The sequence below is a fragment of the Chthonobacter rhizosphaerae genome (assembly GCF_013839525.1).
In the GTDB taxonomy this organism is placed as follows: Bacteria; Pseudomonadota; Alphaproteobacteria; order Rhizobiales; family Pleomorphomonadaceae; genus Chthonobacter; species Chthonobacter rhizosphaerae.
The window spans coordinates 105,461-119,694 of sequence record NZ_JACDIS010000010.1 but is presented as its reverse complement, the minus strand read 5'-3'; the positions used below and the strand labels follow the sequence as shown (position 1 = coordinate 119,694).

The window sequence follows — 14,234 nt, the reverse complement described above, 5'->3', positions numbered from 1 at the left end:
TCACGAGAGGGTGACAGGGACATGGCGACAGTCATCAAGGGCGGCACCGTCGTGGCCGCCGACCGCTCCTATGAAGCCGACGTTCTGATCGAGGGCGGCAAGATCGCCGCCATCGGGCCGGACCTTGCCGCCGAGACGGTGCTGGACGCCACCGGCGCCTACATCATGCCGGGCGGCATCGACCCGCACACCCACCTGGAAATGCCCTTCATGGGCACCACGGCGGCCGAGACCTGGGAGAGCGGAACGGCCGCGGCCCTCTCGGGCGGCACCACCATGGTGGTCGACTTCGTGATCCCGTCCCGCACCGACGGCGGCCTCCTGGATGCCATCGCGGCCTGGGAGGAGAAGGCCACCCGGCAGGCCTGCGCCGACTATTCCTACCACATGTGCATCACCGGCTGGTCGAAGGAGGTCTTCGACGAGATGGGCGAGGTGGTGAAGCGGGGCATCACCTCCTTCAAGCACTTCATGGCCTACAAGGGCGCCCTGATGGTCAACGACGACGAGATGTTCGCGTCGTTCCAGCGCTGCGCCGCGCTCGGTGCCCTGCCGCTCGTCCACGCGGAGAACGGCGACATCGTCGCGGCCCTGCAGGACAAGTACATCGCCGCCGGCGTCACCGGGCCGGAAGGGCACGCCTATTCCCGCCCGCCGGAGGTGGAGGGCGAGGCCGCCAACCGCGCCATCATGATCGCCGACGCGGCGGGCGTGCCGGTCTACATCGTGCACGTGTCCTGCGAGCAGGCCCACGAGGCCATCCGCCGGGCGCGCCAGAAGGGCATGCGCGTCTACGGCGAGCCGCTCGTCCAGCACCTGACCCTCGACGAGACCGAATACTTCAACCAGGAGTGGGACTACGCGGCCCGCCGGGTGATGTCGCCGCCGTTCCGCAACAAGCAGCACCAGGACAGCCTCTGGGCGGGCCTTTCCGCCGGCTCGCTCCAGGTGGTCGCCACCGACCACTGCGCCTTCACGACGGAGCAGAAGCGGTTCGGCGTGAACGACTTCCGCAAGATCCCGAACGGCACCGGGGGCCTGGAGGACCGGATGCCCGTCCTCTGGACCAAGGGCGTGAAGACCGGCCGCATCACGGCGAACGAATTCGTGGCGCTCACCTCCACCAACATCGCCCAGATCCTCGGCCTCTACCCGCGCAAGGGCGCGCTCCTGCCCGGCTCCGACGCCGACATCGTGGTCTGGGACCCGGCGAAGACCAAGACCATCACGGCCGCCGCCCAGCGGTCCATCATCGACTACAACGTGTTCGAGGGCGTCGAGGTCTCCGGCCTGCCGCGCTACACCCTCTCGCGCGGCGAGGTGGTCTACGCCGATGGCAAGAACGAAAGCCCGCGCCCCGGCCGCGGCCAGTTCGTGCCCCGCAAGCCGAACAACCCGGTCAACCAGGCGCTCAGCGTCTGGAAGGAGATCACCGCGCCGCGGATGATCGAGAGGAAGCCGGAGCACATGCCGATCGGGGTGTGAGGGGGGGGACCCCTTACGCATTAGGGCGGCGGGAGCACCCCCCACCCCGTCCCTCCCCCTCAAGGGGGGAGGGGGCGACGGGATCAGGGGGGAGGTAACACCGCCGGCCCTTGTCAGCCTCTGGAACCGCCACACTCTCCCTCTCCCCTTGTGGGGGAGGGCCGGGGTGGGGGGAACCGCCCAGCGGTGGACGCCCCCCACCCACTCCTGCATAACCCCGAGCATCGCCATGGCCCATGTGCTTCCGCTGGACCCGCGTCGCCAGGAAACCCGTTCCATGACAGAGGCCAGATCCTCGACCCGGCCGTCCGTCATCGATGCGCGCGGCCTGTCGCTCACCTTCACCACCGCGGACGGGCCGGTCCATGCGCTCTCCAACGTGGACCTCACCATCGAGAAGGGCGACTTCGTCTCCTTCATCGGCCCGTCCGGCTGCGGCAAGACCACGCTCCTGCGCGTGATCGCCGACCTGGAGCGTCAGACCGCCGGCACCATCACGGTGAACGGCACCTCTCCGGAGAAGGCCCGGCTCGACCGCGCCTACGGCTACGTGTTCCAGGCGCCAGCCCTCTATCCCTGGCGGTCGATCGCCTCCAACGTCGCCCTGCCGCTGGAGATCATGGGGCTGCCGAAGGCGGAGCGGCTGCGCCGGGTGCAGAAGAACCTCGCCCTCGTGAACCTCGCCGGGTTCGAGAAGAAATTCCCCTGGCAGCTTTCCGGCGGCATGCAGCAGCGCGCCTCGATCGCCCGCGCGCTCGCCGTGGAACCGGATCTCCTCCTGATGGACGAACCGTTCGGCGCCCTCGACGAGATCGTCCGCGATCACCTCAACGAGCAGCTCCTGCAGCTCTGGGCGAAGACCGAGAAGACCGTGGTCTTCGTCACCCACTCCATTCCGGAAGCGGTCTACCTCTCCACCAAGATCGTCGTCATGAGCCCACGGCCCGGCCGGATCCACGACATCGTGGAGAGCGACCTGCCGCGCGGGCCCCGACCGCTCGACATCCGCGAGACGCCCGAGTTCCTGAAGATCGCCCACCGCGTCCGGGAGGGCCTGCGGGCCGGGCATTCCTATGCGGACTGAGGCGATCGCGCCGCTCCGGGCCGCGCACCGGCCGCACGCGGTCTCCCGCTGGGTCGCCGAGAGCGCCGTCCCGGTGCTGGCGGTGGTCGGCGCCATCCTGGTCGTCTGGATGGTCGCCACCTACGTCCTGAACGTGACCGTCCAGCGCGACGCCTTGGACCGGGCGGGGACGCCCTACACGGCCGGAGAGCTCTTCCTCGCCACCTACACCATGGAGCGGCCCATCCTGCCGTCGCCGCACCAGGTGGCGCAGGAGCTCTGGAAGACGACGGTCGGAACGCCGATCACCTCCAAGCGCAGCCTCGTCTACCACGGTTGGATCACGCTTTCGTCCACGCTCGTCGGCTTCGGCATCGGCACCCTGCTCGGCATCGGTCTCGCGGTGTTGATCGTCCACAGCCGCACGCTGGACAAGAGCCTGATGCCCTGGATCGTGTCGTCCCAGACCATCCCGATCCTGGCGATCGCCCCGATGATCGTGGTGGTGGCCAACGCGCTCGGCGTCACGGGCCTCCTGCCGAAGGCCTTCATCTCCACCTATCTCAGCTTCTTCCCCGTCGCGGTCGGCATGGTCACGGGCCTACGCTCGCCCGACCGGCTGCACCTCGATCTGATGCGCACCTACACGGCCACGTCGTCCCAGGTGTTCTGGAAGCTCCGCCTGCCGGCCGCCGTGCCCTTCCTCTTCACCTCCATGAAGGTCGGCATCGCGGCCAGCCTCGTCGGCGCCATCGTGGCGGAACTGCCCACCGGCGCCGTCGCGGGCCTCGGCGCCCGGCTCCTCGCCGGCTCCTACTACGGCCAGACCGTGCAGATCTGGTCCGCCCTCTTCGCCGCCGCCCTCATGGCCGCCGTGCTGGTCGCCATCGTCGGCATGCTGGATCGCATCGTCCGCCAGCGCATGGGGATCCGCTCGTGAACGCGCTCCTCGCCCCCTTGCGCGGCGGCGGCGTGCTGCCCTTCCTGGCGATCGTCGCCATCTTCCTCGCCTTTCCGCTGCCGGGCGACGCGACCTCCCTCGGCCTGTCGCCCGTCGCCCTTGGGGGCCTCACGGCAAGTGTGGTGGTCGCCGCCGCCCTCTTCCTGCGCCGCGCCGACGCCCTCGCGATCGGCCTTGGCCTGGTCGCCTCCTTTGCCGGCGCCGCCCTCCTGATCGACGACCTGCCGGACGGCCCCCTGCCGGCCGGCTCTCCCGGCATGGGCCAGGGCTTCTGGTTCGCGCTCGTCGCCGTCTGGCTTCTCGCCTGGACGACGGTCGACCGCATCGCCGGCCTCTCTCCCCGCCATCCGGTCGCCCGCCGGGCGGCGGATCTCGCCATCCCGATCCTGTTCGGCGTGTGGCTCCTGATCCTCTGGGAGGTGCTGGTGCGCGGCCTCGGCGTGCCGTCGGTCCTGCTGCCCGCGCCGTCGGCGATCGGGGCCAAGCTCGCCGCCGAGACCGCCACGCTCTGGGCCGACTTCCGCCAGACTTTCCTGAAGTCCGTGCTCGTCGGCTGGGCGCTCGGCTGCGGCTCCGGCTTCCTGGTCGCCCTCCTGGTGGACCGGGTGCCCTTCCTGAAACGCGGCCTCCTGCCGGTCGGCAACCTCGTCTCGGCGCTTCCCATCGTCGGGATCGCGCCCATCATGGTCATGTGGTTCGGGTTCGACTGGCCGTCCAAGGCGGCCGTCGTGGTCATCATGACCTTCTTCCCGATGCTGGTGAACACGCTCGCCGGGCTCGACGCCGCCGGTCGCATGGAGCGCGACCTGATGCGCACCTATGCCGCCGGGCATGGCCAGGAACTCCTGAAGCTGCGCCTGCCGGCCGCCATGCCGTTCGTCTTCAACGCCCTCAAGATCAACTCCACCCTGGCGCTGATCGGCGCCATCGTGGCCGAATTCTTCGGCACGCCGATCGTCGGCATGGGCTTCCGCATCTCCACCGAGGTCGGCCGCATGGCGATCGACATGGTGTGGGCCGAGATCGCCGTCGCGGCCCTGGCCGGTTCGCTGTTCTACGGGGCCATCGGCCTCGTGGAGCGGCTCGTCACCTTCTGGCACCCTTCCATGCGCCGCTGAACGGCGAGGGGCGGGGGCCGGCGGATACCGCACCCGGGCGCACGCGCCCGGATGCGCATGCACCCAAGGCGCCGGATCGAGCCGGCGACCGAAGGCACATAAAGAGGGGAAGCACCATGACGACCAAACGTGCAATCGCTGCTCTCGGCCTCGTCGCCGGCCTCGTCTCCGGGCCCGCGCTGGCGGCCGACCCGGTCACCATCCAGCTGAAGTGGGTGACGCAGGCCCAGTTCGCCGGCTACTACGTGGCCAAGGACAAGGGCTTCTACGAAGAGGAAGGCCTCGACGTCACCATCAAGGCCGGCGGACCGGACATCGCCCCGCCGCAGGTGATCGCCGGCGGCGGCGCCGACGTCATCGTCGACTGGATGCCCTCCGCCCTCGCCAGCCGCGAGAAGGGCGTGCCGCTGGTCAACATCGCCCAGCCGTTCAAGCGCTCCGGCATGATGCTGACCTGCCTGAAGGAGACCGGCATCACCAAGCCGGAGGACTTCAAGGGCAAGACCCTCGGCGTCTGGTTCTTCGGCAACGAGTATCCGTTCCTGTCCTGGATGGCGACGCTCGGGATCCCGACCACCGGCGGCGCCGACGGCGTCACCGTGCTGAAGCAGGGCTTCAACGTGGATCCGCTGATCCAGAAGCAGGCGGCCTGCATCTCCACCATGACGTACAACGAGTACTGGCAGGTCATCGACGCCGGCTTCAAGCCCGAGGACCTCGTGGTGTTCAAGTACGAGGAGCAGGGCGTCGCCACCCTGGAGGACGGCCTCTACGTGATGGAGGACAAGCTCCAGGATCCGGCCTTCGTGGACAAGATGGCCAAGTTCGTCCGCGCCTCCCTGAAGGGCTGGGCCTACGCCCGGGAGAACACCGAGGAGGCGGCGCAGATCGTGCTCGACAACGACGAGACCGGCGCCCAGACCGAGAAGCACCAGGTCCGCATGATGGGCGAGATCAACAAGCTGACCGAGGGCTCAGACGGCACCCTCGACCCGGCCGACTACGAGCGCACGGTGAAGATCCTGCTCGCCGCCGGCGGCGAGGCCCCGGTCATCACCAAGGAGCCCACCGGCGCCTGGACCCACGCGGTCACCGACATGCTGAAGTGATCCGGCGGCCATTCGGTTGATCCTCTGTGGAAAATGTCGTGCGGGCGGGAACTTGCGTCCCGCCCGCACGCGTTACGGACAGGCGCGACGGCCGATAGACGCAGGCTGGAGCGCCGGACCCTTGTCAGACCCTCGGGGTCGTTCCGGCCGGGAGGAGCCGTTCCGCCCGAGAAAAGGCGGACATCCCCGCCCGAACGACGACCGGCGGGGCGAAACGGCCAAGGCGGATCCGATCCGCGGCGGCCCGAGGCCCCATCCCCTGACAGGTCCGGTCCTTGGCGTCGCCAGAAGGGATCATCCACCCATGTCCAAGTCCTTCGTTGCTCTTGTGGCTGTCCTCATCTCGTCGTTCGTGCTCAGCGCCTGCGACAACACCGTCCGCGGCGTCGGACGCGACGTCCGCGAAACCGGCGACGCGGTCGAGGACGTGGCTCGCTGATCCGCTGAAGGCCGGACGTCCGCCCGGCCGTTCGCGTGTGAACGCCGTCCCCGGATGCGATTAGCCCCGGGGGGCATGTGGCAGCCGTGCCTCAAGGTCAGGCCCGATCCGCCCAGCGGATCGGGCCTTGCTGCGTTCCGGCCAAGAAAAAACCCCGCGCGAGGCGGGGTTGTTGAGGCTCGGGAAAATGACGAAATGCTGCAATGCGGAACGACGGCTGCGGAGCGGGCGGAAAGCTGGCGGGGCAGACTGCCGGTCAGCGCGCGGCCGCGCGATACTGGACCTGTTCGAAGCTCGTCACCTCGGAAGCCTCGTGGGCCTCGCCCGGCAGCAGGATGACGCTCAGCTCGTTGAAGAGATCGCCGATCCGGGCTGGGGTCACGCTGTAGTAGATGGTGCGGCCGTCGCGACGGCAGGTGACGAGATTGTCAAGACGCAAACGGGCCAGTTGCTGCGATACTGCCGGCTGCGGAAGTTCGAGGATGCGCTCGAGCTCGCCGACGGACTTCTCGCCGCGAGCGAGGAGACCGATGATCATGAGGCGGTGCTCGTGCGAAAGAGCCCGGAGCGTATCACTTGCCTTCTTGGCGATGTCGCCGATTCCCGTCGTTTGCTTCGTGATATTGGGGTCGTGCTGCATGGGGGTGCCCAAAGTTGCGTTGGAACCATGTCGTACGCTGGCTACGCGACGTGTAGGTGTTAATGACACAATTATACGCATTTATAACAAGGTTAAAAGCGCAAAGTGGGAAATGGCTTACGTAGCGTTATCGCCGGATGGCCGGCGGCGCGTCAGCCGTCCTCGGCGGGCGGTCGCAATTCGTCGAAAAGTCGCTTTGAATCAGGGGAATAGCGGAGGCTTTCGATCGTGTGGCGTCCGAATGCACCAACCCGCAGGCGCGTCCTCTCATGGGCGCTTGCGGCACCTTGTCTCGGTTCGTTCACCTCCAGCGCGGCCGCGACCGCGGCGCGAACCGATTCGGAGATCGCCCTTTTCGCCGCCGGCCGACCTGTCGACACCGGTGACCTGACGCTCGAGGTTCCGGAGGTGGCGGAAAGCGGATACTCGGTGCCGGTCGTGCTGCGATCCGGCGGAGCCGATGATCCGATCACCCGCGTCCGCCTTCTGGCGCCCGACAACCCGCTCGTCCGGATCGCCACCTTCCATGTGGGCGACACCGGCTGTCCGCTGCGCCTCGCCACCCGTATCCGCCTCGCCCGGTCGCAGACGGTGATCGCCCTGGCCGAGACCGCCGGCGGGCGCGTGCTGCGCGCCGAGGGCATGGTGGCGGTGGTCGTCGGTGGTTGCGGCTTCGACCTGCCGCTGGAGCCGGGCTGATGGAAACACCCCGCGTCAAGGTGCCGGCCACCGCCAAGGCCGGCGAGGCGATCATCATCCGGGCGCTGCTGATGCATCCGATGGAATCGGGGCTCCGCCTCGGCCCCGACGGCCGTCGCGTGCCGCGCCGGATCGTCCACCGCTTCGAATGCACGTTCGACGGGGCGCCGGTCCTCGCTTGGGACCTGGAGCCCGGCGTCGCCGCCAATCCCTTCCTGGAGATCGCGTTCCTGGCCCGGCGCAGCGGCGCCTTCCGGTTCGTCTGGATCGAAGACGGCGGCGAGCGGGCCGAAGTCGAGGCGATCCTCACGGTGGAGGCCTGAGGGCCGATCCGCCGGACCGGGCGCCCCATATTCCGGCGGCGCTCCGCCCTCTGGCGCGCATCGGCCCCTCATGTAGGATGGGTCATCCACACGGGCCACGAAGAGCCGGGCGGGGAGGGGGAGGGAGCATCATGACCGGGCATCGGGCCGCGCTTCTCGGCGCGGCGGTTGTGGTCGGCCTTTCGGCCGCGCCGTCGCTCGCCGACGGGTCGGACGACCGCACCGCCTACCTCGCCGAGACCTGCCGCGGCTGCCACGCCGCCGCCGGGCCGTCTGCGGCCATTCCGGCCATCGGCCGGGCGGAGCCCGACGCCCTCGCGGCGACGCTCCGCGACTACCGGGACGGCCGCCGCGTCCACCCCGCCATGGCCGCCGCCGTCGCCGGGCTCGACGACCGGACACTCGCGGCGCTCGCCGCCTATCTGGCCTCCGAGAGGCCGGCCCCATGACGATCACCCGCCGCCGTCTTCTGGAACTCGCCATCGTCGGCTCGGGCCTCCTCGCCGGAGCCGGCCCGGGCCGCTCCGCCGTTCCGCGCCTGGTCGTCGTCGGCGGCGGGCCGGGCGGCGCCGTCGCGGCGCGCACCGCCAGCCGTCTCGGCGGCGACCGGGTCCATGTAACGCTCGTCGAGGCGAACCCAACCTACGTCTCGTGCTTCTTCTCCAACTGGGTCGTCGCCGGCCTGCGCACCATGGCGGACATCACCCATCGCCCCGCGCAGGCGGGCGAGCACGGCATCGACGTGGTCACCGCCCGGGTCGAGGCGATCGACCGGGAGGGCAAGGCGCTGCGCCTGTCCGACGGGTCGCGCGTGCCCTACGACCGGCTCATCCTGTCGCCGGGGGTGGACTTCCGCTTCGACACCGTCGCGGGCTATTCGGTGGAGGCGGCCGAGCGCATGCCGCACGCCTGGAAGGCCGGCCCGCAGACGGAGCTTCTGATCCGCCGTCTCGCGGCCCTCGATCAGGGCGCGTCGGTCGTCATGGTCGTGCCGCCGAACCCCTACCGGTGCCCGCCGGGCCCTTACGAGCGGGCGGCCCTCATGGCGCACGTGCTGAAGACGTCCGGGCGCGGCGACGCCCGCATCACCATCCTCGACGCCAAGGAGTCCTTCCCCAAGCAGGCGCTCTTCCAGGAGGGCTGGGAGCGGCACTATCCGGGCATGATCCAGTGGCTCCCGCCGTCCGTGCACGGCGGCCTGCGCGCGGTCGAGCCGGCCGGCACCGCGGTGGAGACCGAGTTCGACCGGTTCGACGGCGATCTCGTCTCCGTCATCCCGCCGCAGAAGGCCGGCGCCCTGGCGCTCGACGCCGGTCTCGGCGATGCGGACGGCTGGTGCCCGGTGGAGGCCGCCTCCATGCGCGCCAAGGCCGACCCGTCGATCCAGGTGATCGGCGACGCCGCCCGCGCCGGCGAGATGCCGAAATCCGCCTTCGCGGCCGCCTCCCAGGGGCGGGTCGCCGCCGTGGCGGCGCTGGCCGATCTCCTCGGCGGCCCGCGCCCGGAGCCGCGCTATTTCAACACCTGCTGGAGCTTGATCGCCCCGGGGGACGCCGTGAAGGTCGGCGCGCTCTACGGCATCGCCGAAGGCGCCATCAAGTCGGTCCAGGGCTTCGTCAGCCAGCCCGGCGAGAGCGCCGAGGTCCGCCGCGTCTCCGCCGAGGAGGCGGAAGCCTGGCACGCCGCGATCCTCGCCGACATGATCGGCTGAGTCGTCCGCCGACGTCGCCGGCCGGTGTCCCGCCCGCGTGGTCGTCCAGGCCCCGCCGCCCTGGCCGGCGCGGCCGGTCCCGTTCCAGAAAACGAAACCGCCCGCTCCGGCGGTCCGGGGCGGGCGGCTGGACGGTCGGGACGGATCCCGTCTCGACCTTACTTGAAGGTCGCCAGGTACGCGATCACGTCCGCGACCTCGTCTTCCTTCTTCAGGCCGGCGAAGGCCATCTTGTTGCCCGGCGCGAAGGCCTTCGGGTTCTTCAGCCACTCGGAGAGGCTGGCCTCGTCCCAGACCTTGCCGGAGTCGCCGAGGCTCGACAGCGCTTCGGAGTACTTGAAGCCTTCGGCGTGCTTGCCGATCGGGGCGCCCACCACGTTGTTCAGGTGCGGGCCGACCTTGTTCTTCGCGTCAGGACCGACTGCGTGGCACGCCTGACACTTCTTGAAAACCTTCTCGCCCTTGGCGGCGTCGCCTTGGGCATGGGCGCCGGTTGCGAAACTGGCGAGAAGTGCAGCGGCCAGAACCAAGCTCTTCTTCATGCTAGCCTTCCTTGTTGTCCTCGGTGGAACGCACCGGTCCGGTTCGCTCGTTCCATTCGCGTTATCGCGCACACCGGATGAACACACGATGAGCGTCGTTCGGTGAAACGCGCGGCGGGCGCATTCGATCGACGCCCCGTGCGCCATGGCGCCGGGCGGAGCCGATCGGAACATAGGGCGTCCCGCAGCGCCACGCGATGGGATTTCCGCCGCTGCGTCAAAGGGTCCGTAGAAAACCGGCCCGGATTTCCGCGATCGAACACCCTCATTGGCCGAAAGAACGAGATTGCTCACCCCTCGGCGGGTCGGACCTCGCGCGCTCCGCCATGACCCGCGCGCGCCCACATCGGCCGGATGAATGCGCCGCCGACAGTTAGTGGATCTCGGTAATATTTTACAATGGTCAGGGGGCGCGGTAACAGCCTTCAGGACGAGGGAAGGGGGAAGCATGGACAGGGGCCGACGTCGCGTCTTCTATGCCGCCTTGGCTCTCGTTTTCGGCGCCCTGGCCGGTTCCGCTCAAGCCGCCGCCCCGGCCCGGACGGGCGTGGACGCGGTCGGCGCACAGGCCGGGACGGGCGCGAGCCCGTCCACCCTGCCGGGCGGCGCGTCCTCTCTCCAGGAGACCTTCCAGGACTGGTTCGTGGCCTGCGTCCAGCAAGGGCCGGGCAAGTCGTGTTCGTTCGCGCAGATCCAGACCGATAACCGGTCCGGCCAAAGGGTCCTGTCCGTCGAACTCGTACCGTCCGGCGACACGGCGACGGGCATCCTGATCCTGCCGTTCGGGCTCGACCTGGACAGCGGCGTCGCCCTGTTCGTCGGTGATGAGGCGGTCGGTCCGTCCCTGCGGTTCCGCACCTGTCTGGCCGTCGGGTGCATCGTGCCGCTCGCCTTCGACGGCGCCGCCACCGCCCTGCTCAAGTCCGGCGCGGCGATGACCGTGAAGGCGCGGGCGGAGAACCGCCAGGAGGTCGCCTTCGCCGTTTCGCTCAAGGGCTTCACCACCGCCCTCGACCGCACGGCCGCCCTCCTGGACTGACGGCCGCGCTCTTCGGCGCGGCGGGCGGGAGCCCGCCCGGCTCGGCGCGTGCGGCCCGCCAGGACGGAGAATGGGCGCAGGCCTCTTGCCCTCGTCGACGGATCCGACGATATGGACGGCGGTTCCCGTCGGCGCGGCCCGTGGTTCGGACGGCCGACGGCGGAGCGCTCCGCGCGGGGATGCCCGCGTGATCTTCGGAGCCGCCCGCCGGGCGTCGTCCGGGGCGGTGGCTCCGCACATCGAGGTCATTGGACACATGCTCTACCCGTCGGCCAGGCTCGCCGTCGCCCCCATGATGGACTGGACCGATCGTTGGTGCCGGCTGTTCCACCGCGCGCTGACGCGGCGGACGCTGCTCTATACCGAGATGGTCACCGCCCCCGCCGTTATCCACGGGGACCGGCGCAAGCTCCTCGGCTTCTTCCCGGCCGAGCACCCGGTGGCGCTGCAGCTCGGCGGATCTGATCCGGCGGAGCTCGCCGAGGCGGCCCGCATCGGCGCGGCGTTCGGCTACGACGAGATCAACCTCAACGTCGGCTGCCCGTCGGACCGGGTGCAATCCGGCCGGTTCGGCGCCTGCCTGATGCAGGAACCGGCCCTGGTCGCCGCGTGCGTGGCCGCCATGAAGGACGCGGTCGACGTTCCGGTGACGGTGAAGTGCCGCCTGGGCGTGGACGACCAGGATCCGGAGACGGCCCTCGACGCGCTCGCCGACGCGGTTCTGGCCGCCGGGGCGGATGCGCTCTGGGTGCATGCCCGCAAGGCCTGGCTGAAGGGCCTCAGCCCCAAGGAGAACCGGGACATCCCGCCACTCGACTACGACCGCGTCGTCCGCCTCAAGGCGCGGCTGCCGGACGTCTTCGTCGGCATCAACGGCGGCATTCTCGACCTCGACACCGCGGAGGCGCTGATCGCCCGCGGGCTCGACGGGGTGATGATCGGCCGCGCCGCCTACCACGATCCGGCGATCCTCGCCGCCGCCGACCGGCGCCTCTACGGCGAGCCTGGCGCGGACGCCGACCTCCTGGCGGCGGTGGACGCCATGCGCGCGCCGATCGCGGAGCACCTGGCGAACGGCGGCCGTCTCGGCCACGTCACCCGCCACATGCTGGGCCTGTTCCAGGGGCGCCCCGGCGCGCGCGCCTGGCGGCGGATCCTCACGGAGGGCGCCGTCCGGCCGGGGGCGGGCCTGGAGGTGCTGGACGAGGCGCTCGCCGCTCTCACCCGCGAGACCGAACGGACGCGCCGGCCGAGCGCCGCCTGACTTCGCGCGCTCGGCCGCACGTCGTCGCCGGCCGCCCCGTGCTCGTCTGTGCCCGACGCCCGGCGCTCCGACCAAGCCTGGAGGAGCGACCTCGCCGCCCGGCCGCCCGCCGGTCCGGGCCACCCGAGCCGTCTCCGAAGCCCGCGTGCCGTCGCTCATCCGTGTTTCCACTGAGTCGGTTTGACGTTGTTTAACCGCACGCGCGAGATGAGAGCCGATCCCGAAGGGAATCAACTGCACTCTACATACATTTTAAGTGATCAACGCCAAGGATCGTGACAGCAGTCGGGGGGCTGGAGTCCGGTCATGACAAGACGTTCTTTGTGGCGCGATCGCTCGGGGGCGACCGCACTCATGTTTTCCATCGCCGCCGTGCCGGTGCTGCTCACGATGGGCGCCGGAATGGACTATACCCGCCAGTACAACGCCAAGGTCCATGCCCAGGAGGTGCTCGACGGCGCTCTCCTGGCGGCCTCGTCGTCGCATGCCGCGAACGAGGAGGAGATCCGCGACATCGTCGAGGCCTACGTGGCGGCGAACACCAACCCCGCCCGGCTGCAGGATCCGAAGGTCTACGACATCGACTTCGATGACGAGAACGACCGCATCACCGCGTCCCTGGCGGCCACCATCGAGCCCATGTTCGTCCGGATCGCCGGCGTGGACACCCTCGGCGTCGACGTCGCCTCCTCGGTCCTGCGTGGCGTTGCCGGCAGCCTGGAAGTGGCCCTCGTCCTCGACAACACCTGGTCGATGTCGGAGACGGACGCCGCCGGCGTCAAGAAGATCGACGCGCTGAAGAAGGCCGCGACCAGCCTCGTCAACGAGCTCAAGAAGGACGATGCCGCCGACGTGAAGGTCGCCATCGTGCCCTACGCCGACTACGTCAACGTCGGCACGTCGAACCGCAACGCGTCCTGGCTATCCGTCCCGGCGGACTACTCGGTCACCACCGAGAAGGTCTGCACCACCAAGACCACTTACCAGAGCTGCACGAAGAAGACGTGCACGCGGACGGTGGACGGCGTGGTGGAATACTACGAGTGCAACGACGTCTGCACGACCTACGAGGGCAAGCCGTACCAGTCCTGCACGGGCGGCACGACCAATTACAAGTGGTACGGCTGCGTCGGATCCCGCAGGGCCGCGAACCTCCGGCTCGCCGACACGCAGACCGATGTTCCCTATCCTGGCCTGCTGGCGACGAGCCGCAACTGCCTGAACCCGATCGTGCCGCTCACCACGTCGAAATCGACGCTGACCACCGCCATCAATGGCCTGATCATCAACGTCGGCGGCTACAAGCCGCTCACCTACATCCCGGCGGGCCTGATCTGGGGCGTGAACGTCCTGTCGCCGACCGCGCCGTTCTCGGAAGGAAAGACGTACGACACCAAGAACATGCGCCCGCGCAAGGTGCTGGTGCTCATGACCGACGGCGAGAACACGCTCCGGTTCGACAGCGCCGACGGCAAGCACAAGGCCCCCTCCGGCAACGCCACCGCCAAGGCGGCCCAGCTGAAGGCCACCAACAAGGACACCGTGTCGATCTGCACCTACGCCAAGTCGAAGAACATCGAGATCTACACGGTCGCCCTGGCGGTGGACGACGCTGACGCCAAGGTCATGCTCGGCGACTGCGCCAGCGGCTCGGACCACTTCTTCGACACGTCCAGCACGTCCGCCATGGCGAGCGCCTTCGCGGTGATCGCCGCCTCCCTGCGGGAGATCCGGCTGGAGCGGTGACACCCGGTCCAACCGTCGGATGCGGTTGTCCTTGGAACCGCATCCGGGCTAAGTGGGCAAGCCGAGCCGGCTGGACAGCCGGGCGGCTTTTCGCC

General features: G+C 69.5%; 15 protein-coding genes. 13 read left to right on the top strand and 2 right to left on the bottom strand.

The window, feature by feature from the left end; translation table 11 throughout:
* The first annotated feature begins 21 nt into the window (after positions 1-21).
* The 6 genes from hydA to HND91_RS17315 all read left to right on the top strand — a co-directional run bounded on the left by hydA (position 22) and on the right by HND91_RS17315 (position 6,175).
* A complete protein-coding gene (gene hydA / locus HND91_RS17340) occupies positions 22-1,485 on the top strand; it encodes a dihydropyrimidinase (protein ID WP_181707858.1) in 1,464 nt (487 codons plus the stop codon).
* A gap of 277 nt (positions 1,486-1,762) precedes the next feature.
* Entirely contained in the window at positions 1,763-2,569 is an 807-nt protein-coding gene (locus HND91_RS17335) for an ABC transporter ATP-binding protein (RefSeq protein ID WP_181707857.1), read from the top strand.
* Between the two features lie 109 nt (positions 2,570-2,678).
* Entirely contained in the window at positions 2,679-3,488 is an 810-nt protein-coding gene (locus HND91_RS17330) for an ABC transporter permease (protein ID WP_246329555.1), read from the top strand.
* The gene (locus tag HND91_RS17325) at positions 3,485-4,627 is read left to right on the top strand and encodes an ABC transporter permease (RefSeq protein ID WP_425485482.1); all 1,143 of its coding nucleotides are present in this window, start codon (positions 3,485-3,487) and stop codon (positions 4,625-4,627) included. The genes HND91_RS17330 and HND91_RS17325 overlap by 4 nt, the downstream gene beginning before the upstream one ends.
* Before the next feature lie 116 nt (positions 4,628-4,743).
* A complete protein-coding gene (locus HND91_RS17320; protein ID WP_181707855.1) occupies positions 4,744-5,736 on the top strand; it encodes an ABC transporter substrate-binding protein in 993 nt (330 codons plus the stop codon).
* 304 nt (positions 5,737-6,040) lie between these two features.
* The gene (locus HND91_RS17315; RefSeq protein WP_181707854.1) at positions 6,041-6,175 is read left to right on the top strand and encodes an entericidin A/B family lipoprotein; all 135 of its coding nucleotides are present in this window, start codon (positions 6,041-6,043) and stop codon (positions 6,173-6,175) included.
* Positions 6,176-6,431: 256 nt separating this feature from the next.
* On the opposite strand, the gene HND91_RS17310 is transcribed toward HND91_RS17315, so the two are convergent.
* On the bottom strand, positions 6,432-6,815 hold the full coding sequence (locus HND91_RS17310; RefSeq protein WP_181707853.1) for an ArsR/SmtB family transcription factor: 384 nt from the start codon (positions 6,813-6,815) through the stop codon (positions 6,432-6,434).
* A gap of 228 nt (positions 6,816-7,043) precedes the next feature.
* Here HND91_RS17310 and HND91_RS17305 point away from each other — a divergent pair, with 228 nt between their 5' ends.
* The 4 genes from HND91_RS17305 (at position 7,044) to HND91_RS17290 (ending at position 9,548) form a co-directional block, all read left to right on the top strand.
* Positions 7,044-7,514, top strand: coding sequence for a thiosulfate oxidation carrier protein SoxY (locus HND91_RS17305; protein WP_181707852.1), 471 nt, complete (start codon positions 7,044-7,046; stop codon positions 7,512-7,514).
* On the top strand, positions 7,514-7,837 hold the full coding sequence (locus HND91_RS17300) for a thiosulfate oxidation carrier complex protein SoxZ (protein ID WP_181707851.1): 324 nt from the start codon (positions 7,514-7,516) through the stop codon (positions 7,835-7,837). The genes HND91_RS17305 and HND91_RS17300 overlap by 1 nt, the downstream gene beginning before the upstream one ends.
* Before the next feature lie 131 nt (positions 7,838-7,968).
* Positions 7,969-8,286 carry a c-type cytochrome gene (locus tag HND91_RS17295; protein WP_181707850.1) on the top strand — a complete coding sequence of 106 codons (318 nt, stop codon included), beginning with the start codon at positions 7,969-7,971 and terminating at the stop codon, positions 8,284-8,286.
* Positions 8,283-9,548: an NAD(P)/FAD-dependent oxidoreductase gene (locus HND91_RS17290; RefSeq protein WP_181707849.1), complete on the top strand. Its 1,266-nt coding sequence runs from the start codon at positions 8,283-8,285 to the stop codon at positions 9,546-9,548. Before HND91_RS17295 ends, HND91_RS17290 begins: the two co-directional genes overlap by 4 nt.
* A 158-nt stretch (positions 9,549-9,706) precedes the next feature.
* Here the strand turns inward: HND91_RS17290 and HND91_RS17285 are convergent, their stop codons facing one another.
* Positions 9,707-10,090 carry a c-type cytochrome gene (locus tag HND91_RS17285; protein ID WP_181707848.1) on the bottom strand — a complete coding sequence of 128 codons (384 nt, stop codon included), beginning with the start codon at positions 10,088-10,090 and terminating at the stop codon, positions 9,707-9,709.
* A gap of 448 nt (positions 10,091-10,538) precedes the next feature.
* On the opposite strand from HND91_RS17285, the gene HND91_RS17280 reads away from it, so the two are divergent.
* From HND91_RS17280 to HND91_RS17270, 3 genes are all read left to right on the top strand, one after another.
* On the top strand, positions 10,539-11,129 hold the full coding sequence (locus HND91_RS17280) for an invasion associated locus B family protein (protein ID WP_181707847.1): 591 nt from the start codon (positions 10,539-10,541) through the stop codon (positions 11,127-11,129).
* 256 nt (positions 11,130-11,385) lie between these two features.
* Positions 11,386-12,393 carry a tRNA dihydrouridine(20/20a) synthase DusA gene (dusA, locus tag HND91_RS17275; protein WP_181707896.1) on the top strand — a complete coding sequence of 336 codons (1,008 nt, stop codon included), beginning with the start codon at positions 11,386-11,388 and terminating at the stop codon, positions 12,391-12,393.
* A 306-nt stretch (positions 12,394-12,699) separates the two neighbouring features.
* Complete coding sequence (locus HND91_RS17270; protein ID WP_281379129.1) at positions 12,700-14,139, top strand: TadE/TadG family type IV pilus assembly protein; 1,440 nt, start codon at positions 12,700-12,702, stop codon at positions 14,137-14,139.
* Positions 14,140-14,234: the final 95 nt, after the last annotated feature.

Coding starts and splice junctions, on each gene's coding strand:
- hydA (WP_181707858.1), top strand. CDS start 22: ATGGCGACAGTCATCAAGGGCGGCACCGTCGTGGCCGCCGACCGCTCC.
- HND91_RS17335 (WP_181707857.1), top strand. CDS start 1,763: ATGACAGAGGCCAGATCCTCGACCCGGCCGTCCGTCATCGATGCGCGC.
- HND91_RS17330 (WP_246329555.1), top strand. CDS start 2,679: ATGGTCGCCACCTACGTCCTGAACGTGACCGTCCAGCGCGACGCCTTG.
- HND91_RS17320 (WP_181707855.1), top strand. CDS start 4,744: ATGACGACCAAACGTGCAATCGCTGCTCTCGGCCTCGTCGCCGGCCTC.
- HND91_RS17315 (WP_181707854.1), top strand. CDS start 6,041: ATGTCCAAGTCCTTCGTTGCTCTTGTGGCTGTCCTCATCTCGTCGTTC.
- HND91_RS17310 (WP_181707853.1), bottom strand. CDS start 6,815: ATGCAGCACGACCCCAATATCACGAAGCAAACGACGGGAATCGGCGAC.
- HND91_RS17300 (WP_181707851.1), top strand. CDS start 7,514: ATGGAAACACCCCGCGTCAAGGTGCCGGCCACCGCCAAGGCCGGCGAG.
- HND91_RS17295 (WP_181707850.1), top strand. CDS start 7,969: ATGACCGGGCATCGGGCCGCGCTTCTCGGCGCGGCGGTTGTGGTCGGC.
- HND91_RS17290 (WP_181707849.1), top strand. CDS start 8,283: ATGACGATCACCCGCCGCCGTCTTCTGGAACTCGCCATCGTCGGCTCG.
- HND91_RS17285 (WP_181707848.1), bottom strand. CDS start 10,090: ATGAAGAAGAGCTTGGTTCTGGCCGCTGCACTTCTCGCCAGTTTCGCA.
- HND91_RS17280 (WP_181707847.1), top strand. CDS start 10,539: ATGGACAGGGGCCGACGTCGCGTCTTCTATGCCGCCTTGGCTCTCGTT.
- dusA (WP_181707896.1), top strand. CDS start 11,386: ATGCTCTACCCGTCGGCCAGGCTCGCCGTCGCCCCCATGATGGACTGG.
- HND91_RS17270 (WP_281379129.1), top strand. CDS start 12,700: ATGACAAGACGTTCTTTGTGGCGCGATCGCTCGGGGGCGACCGCACTC.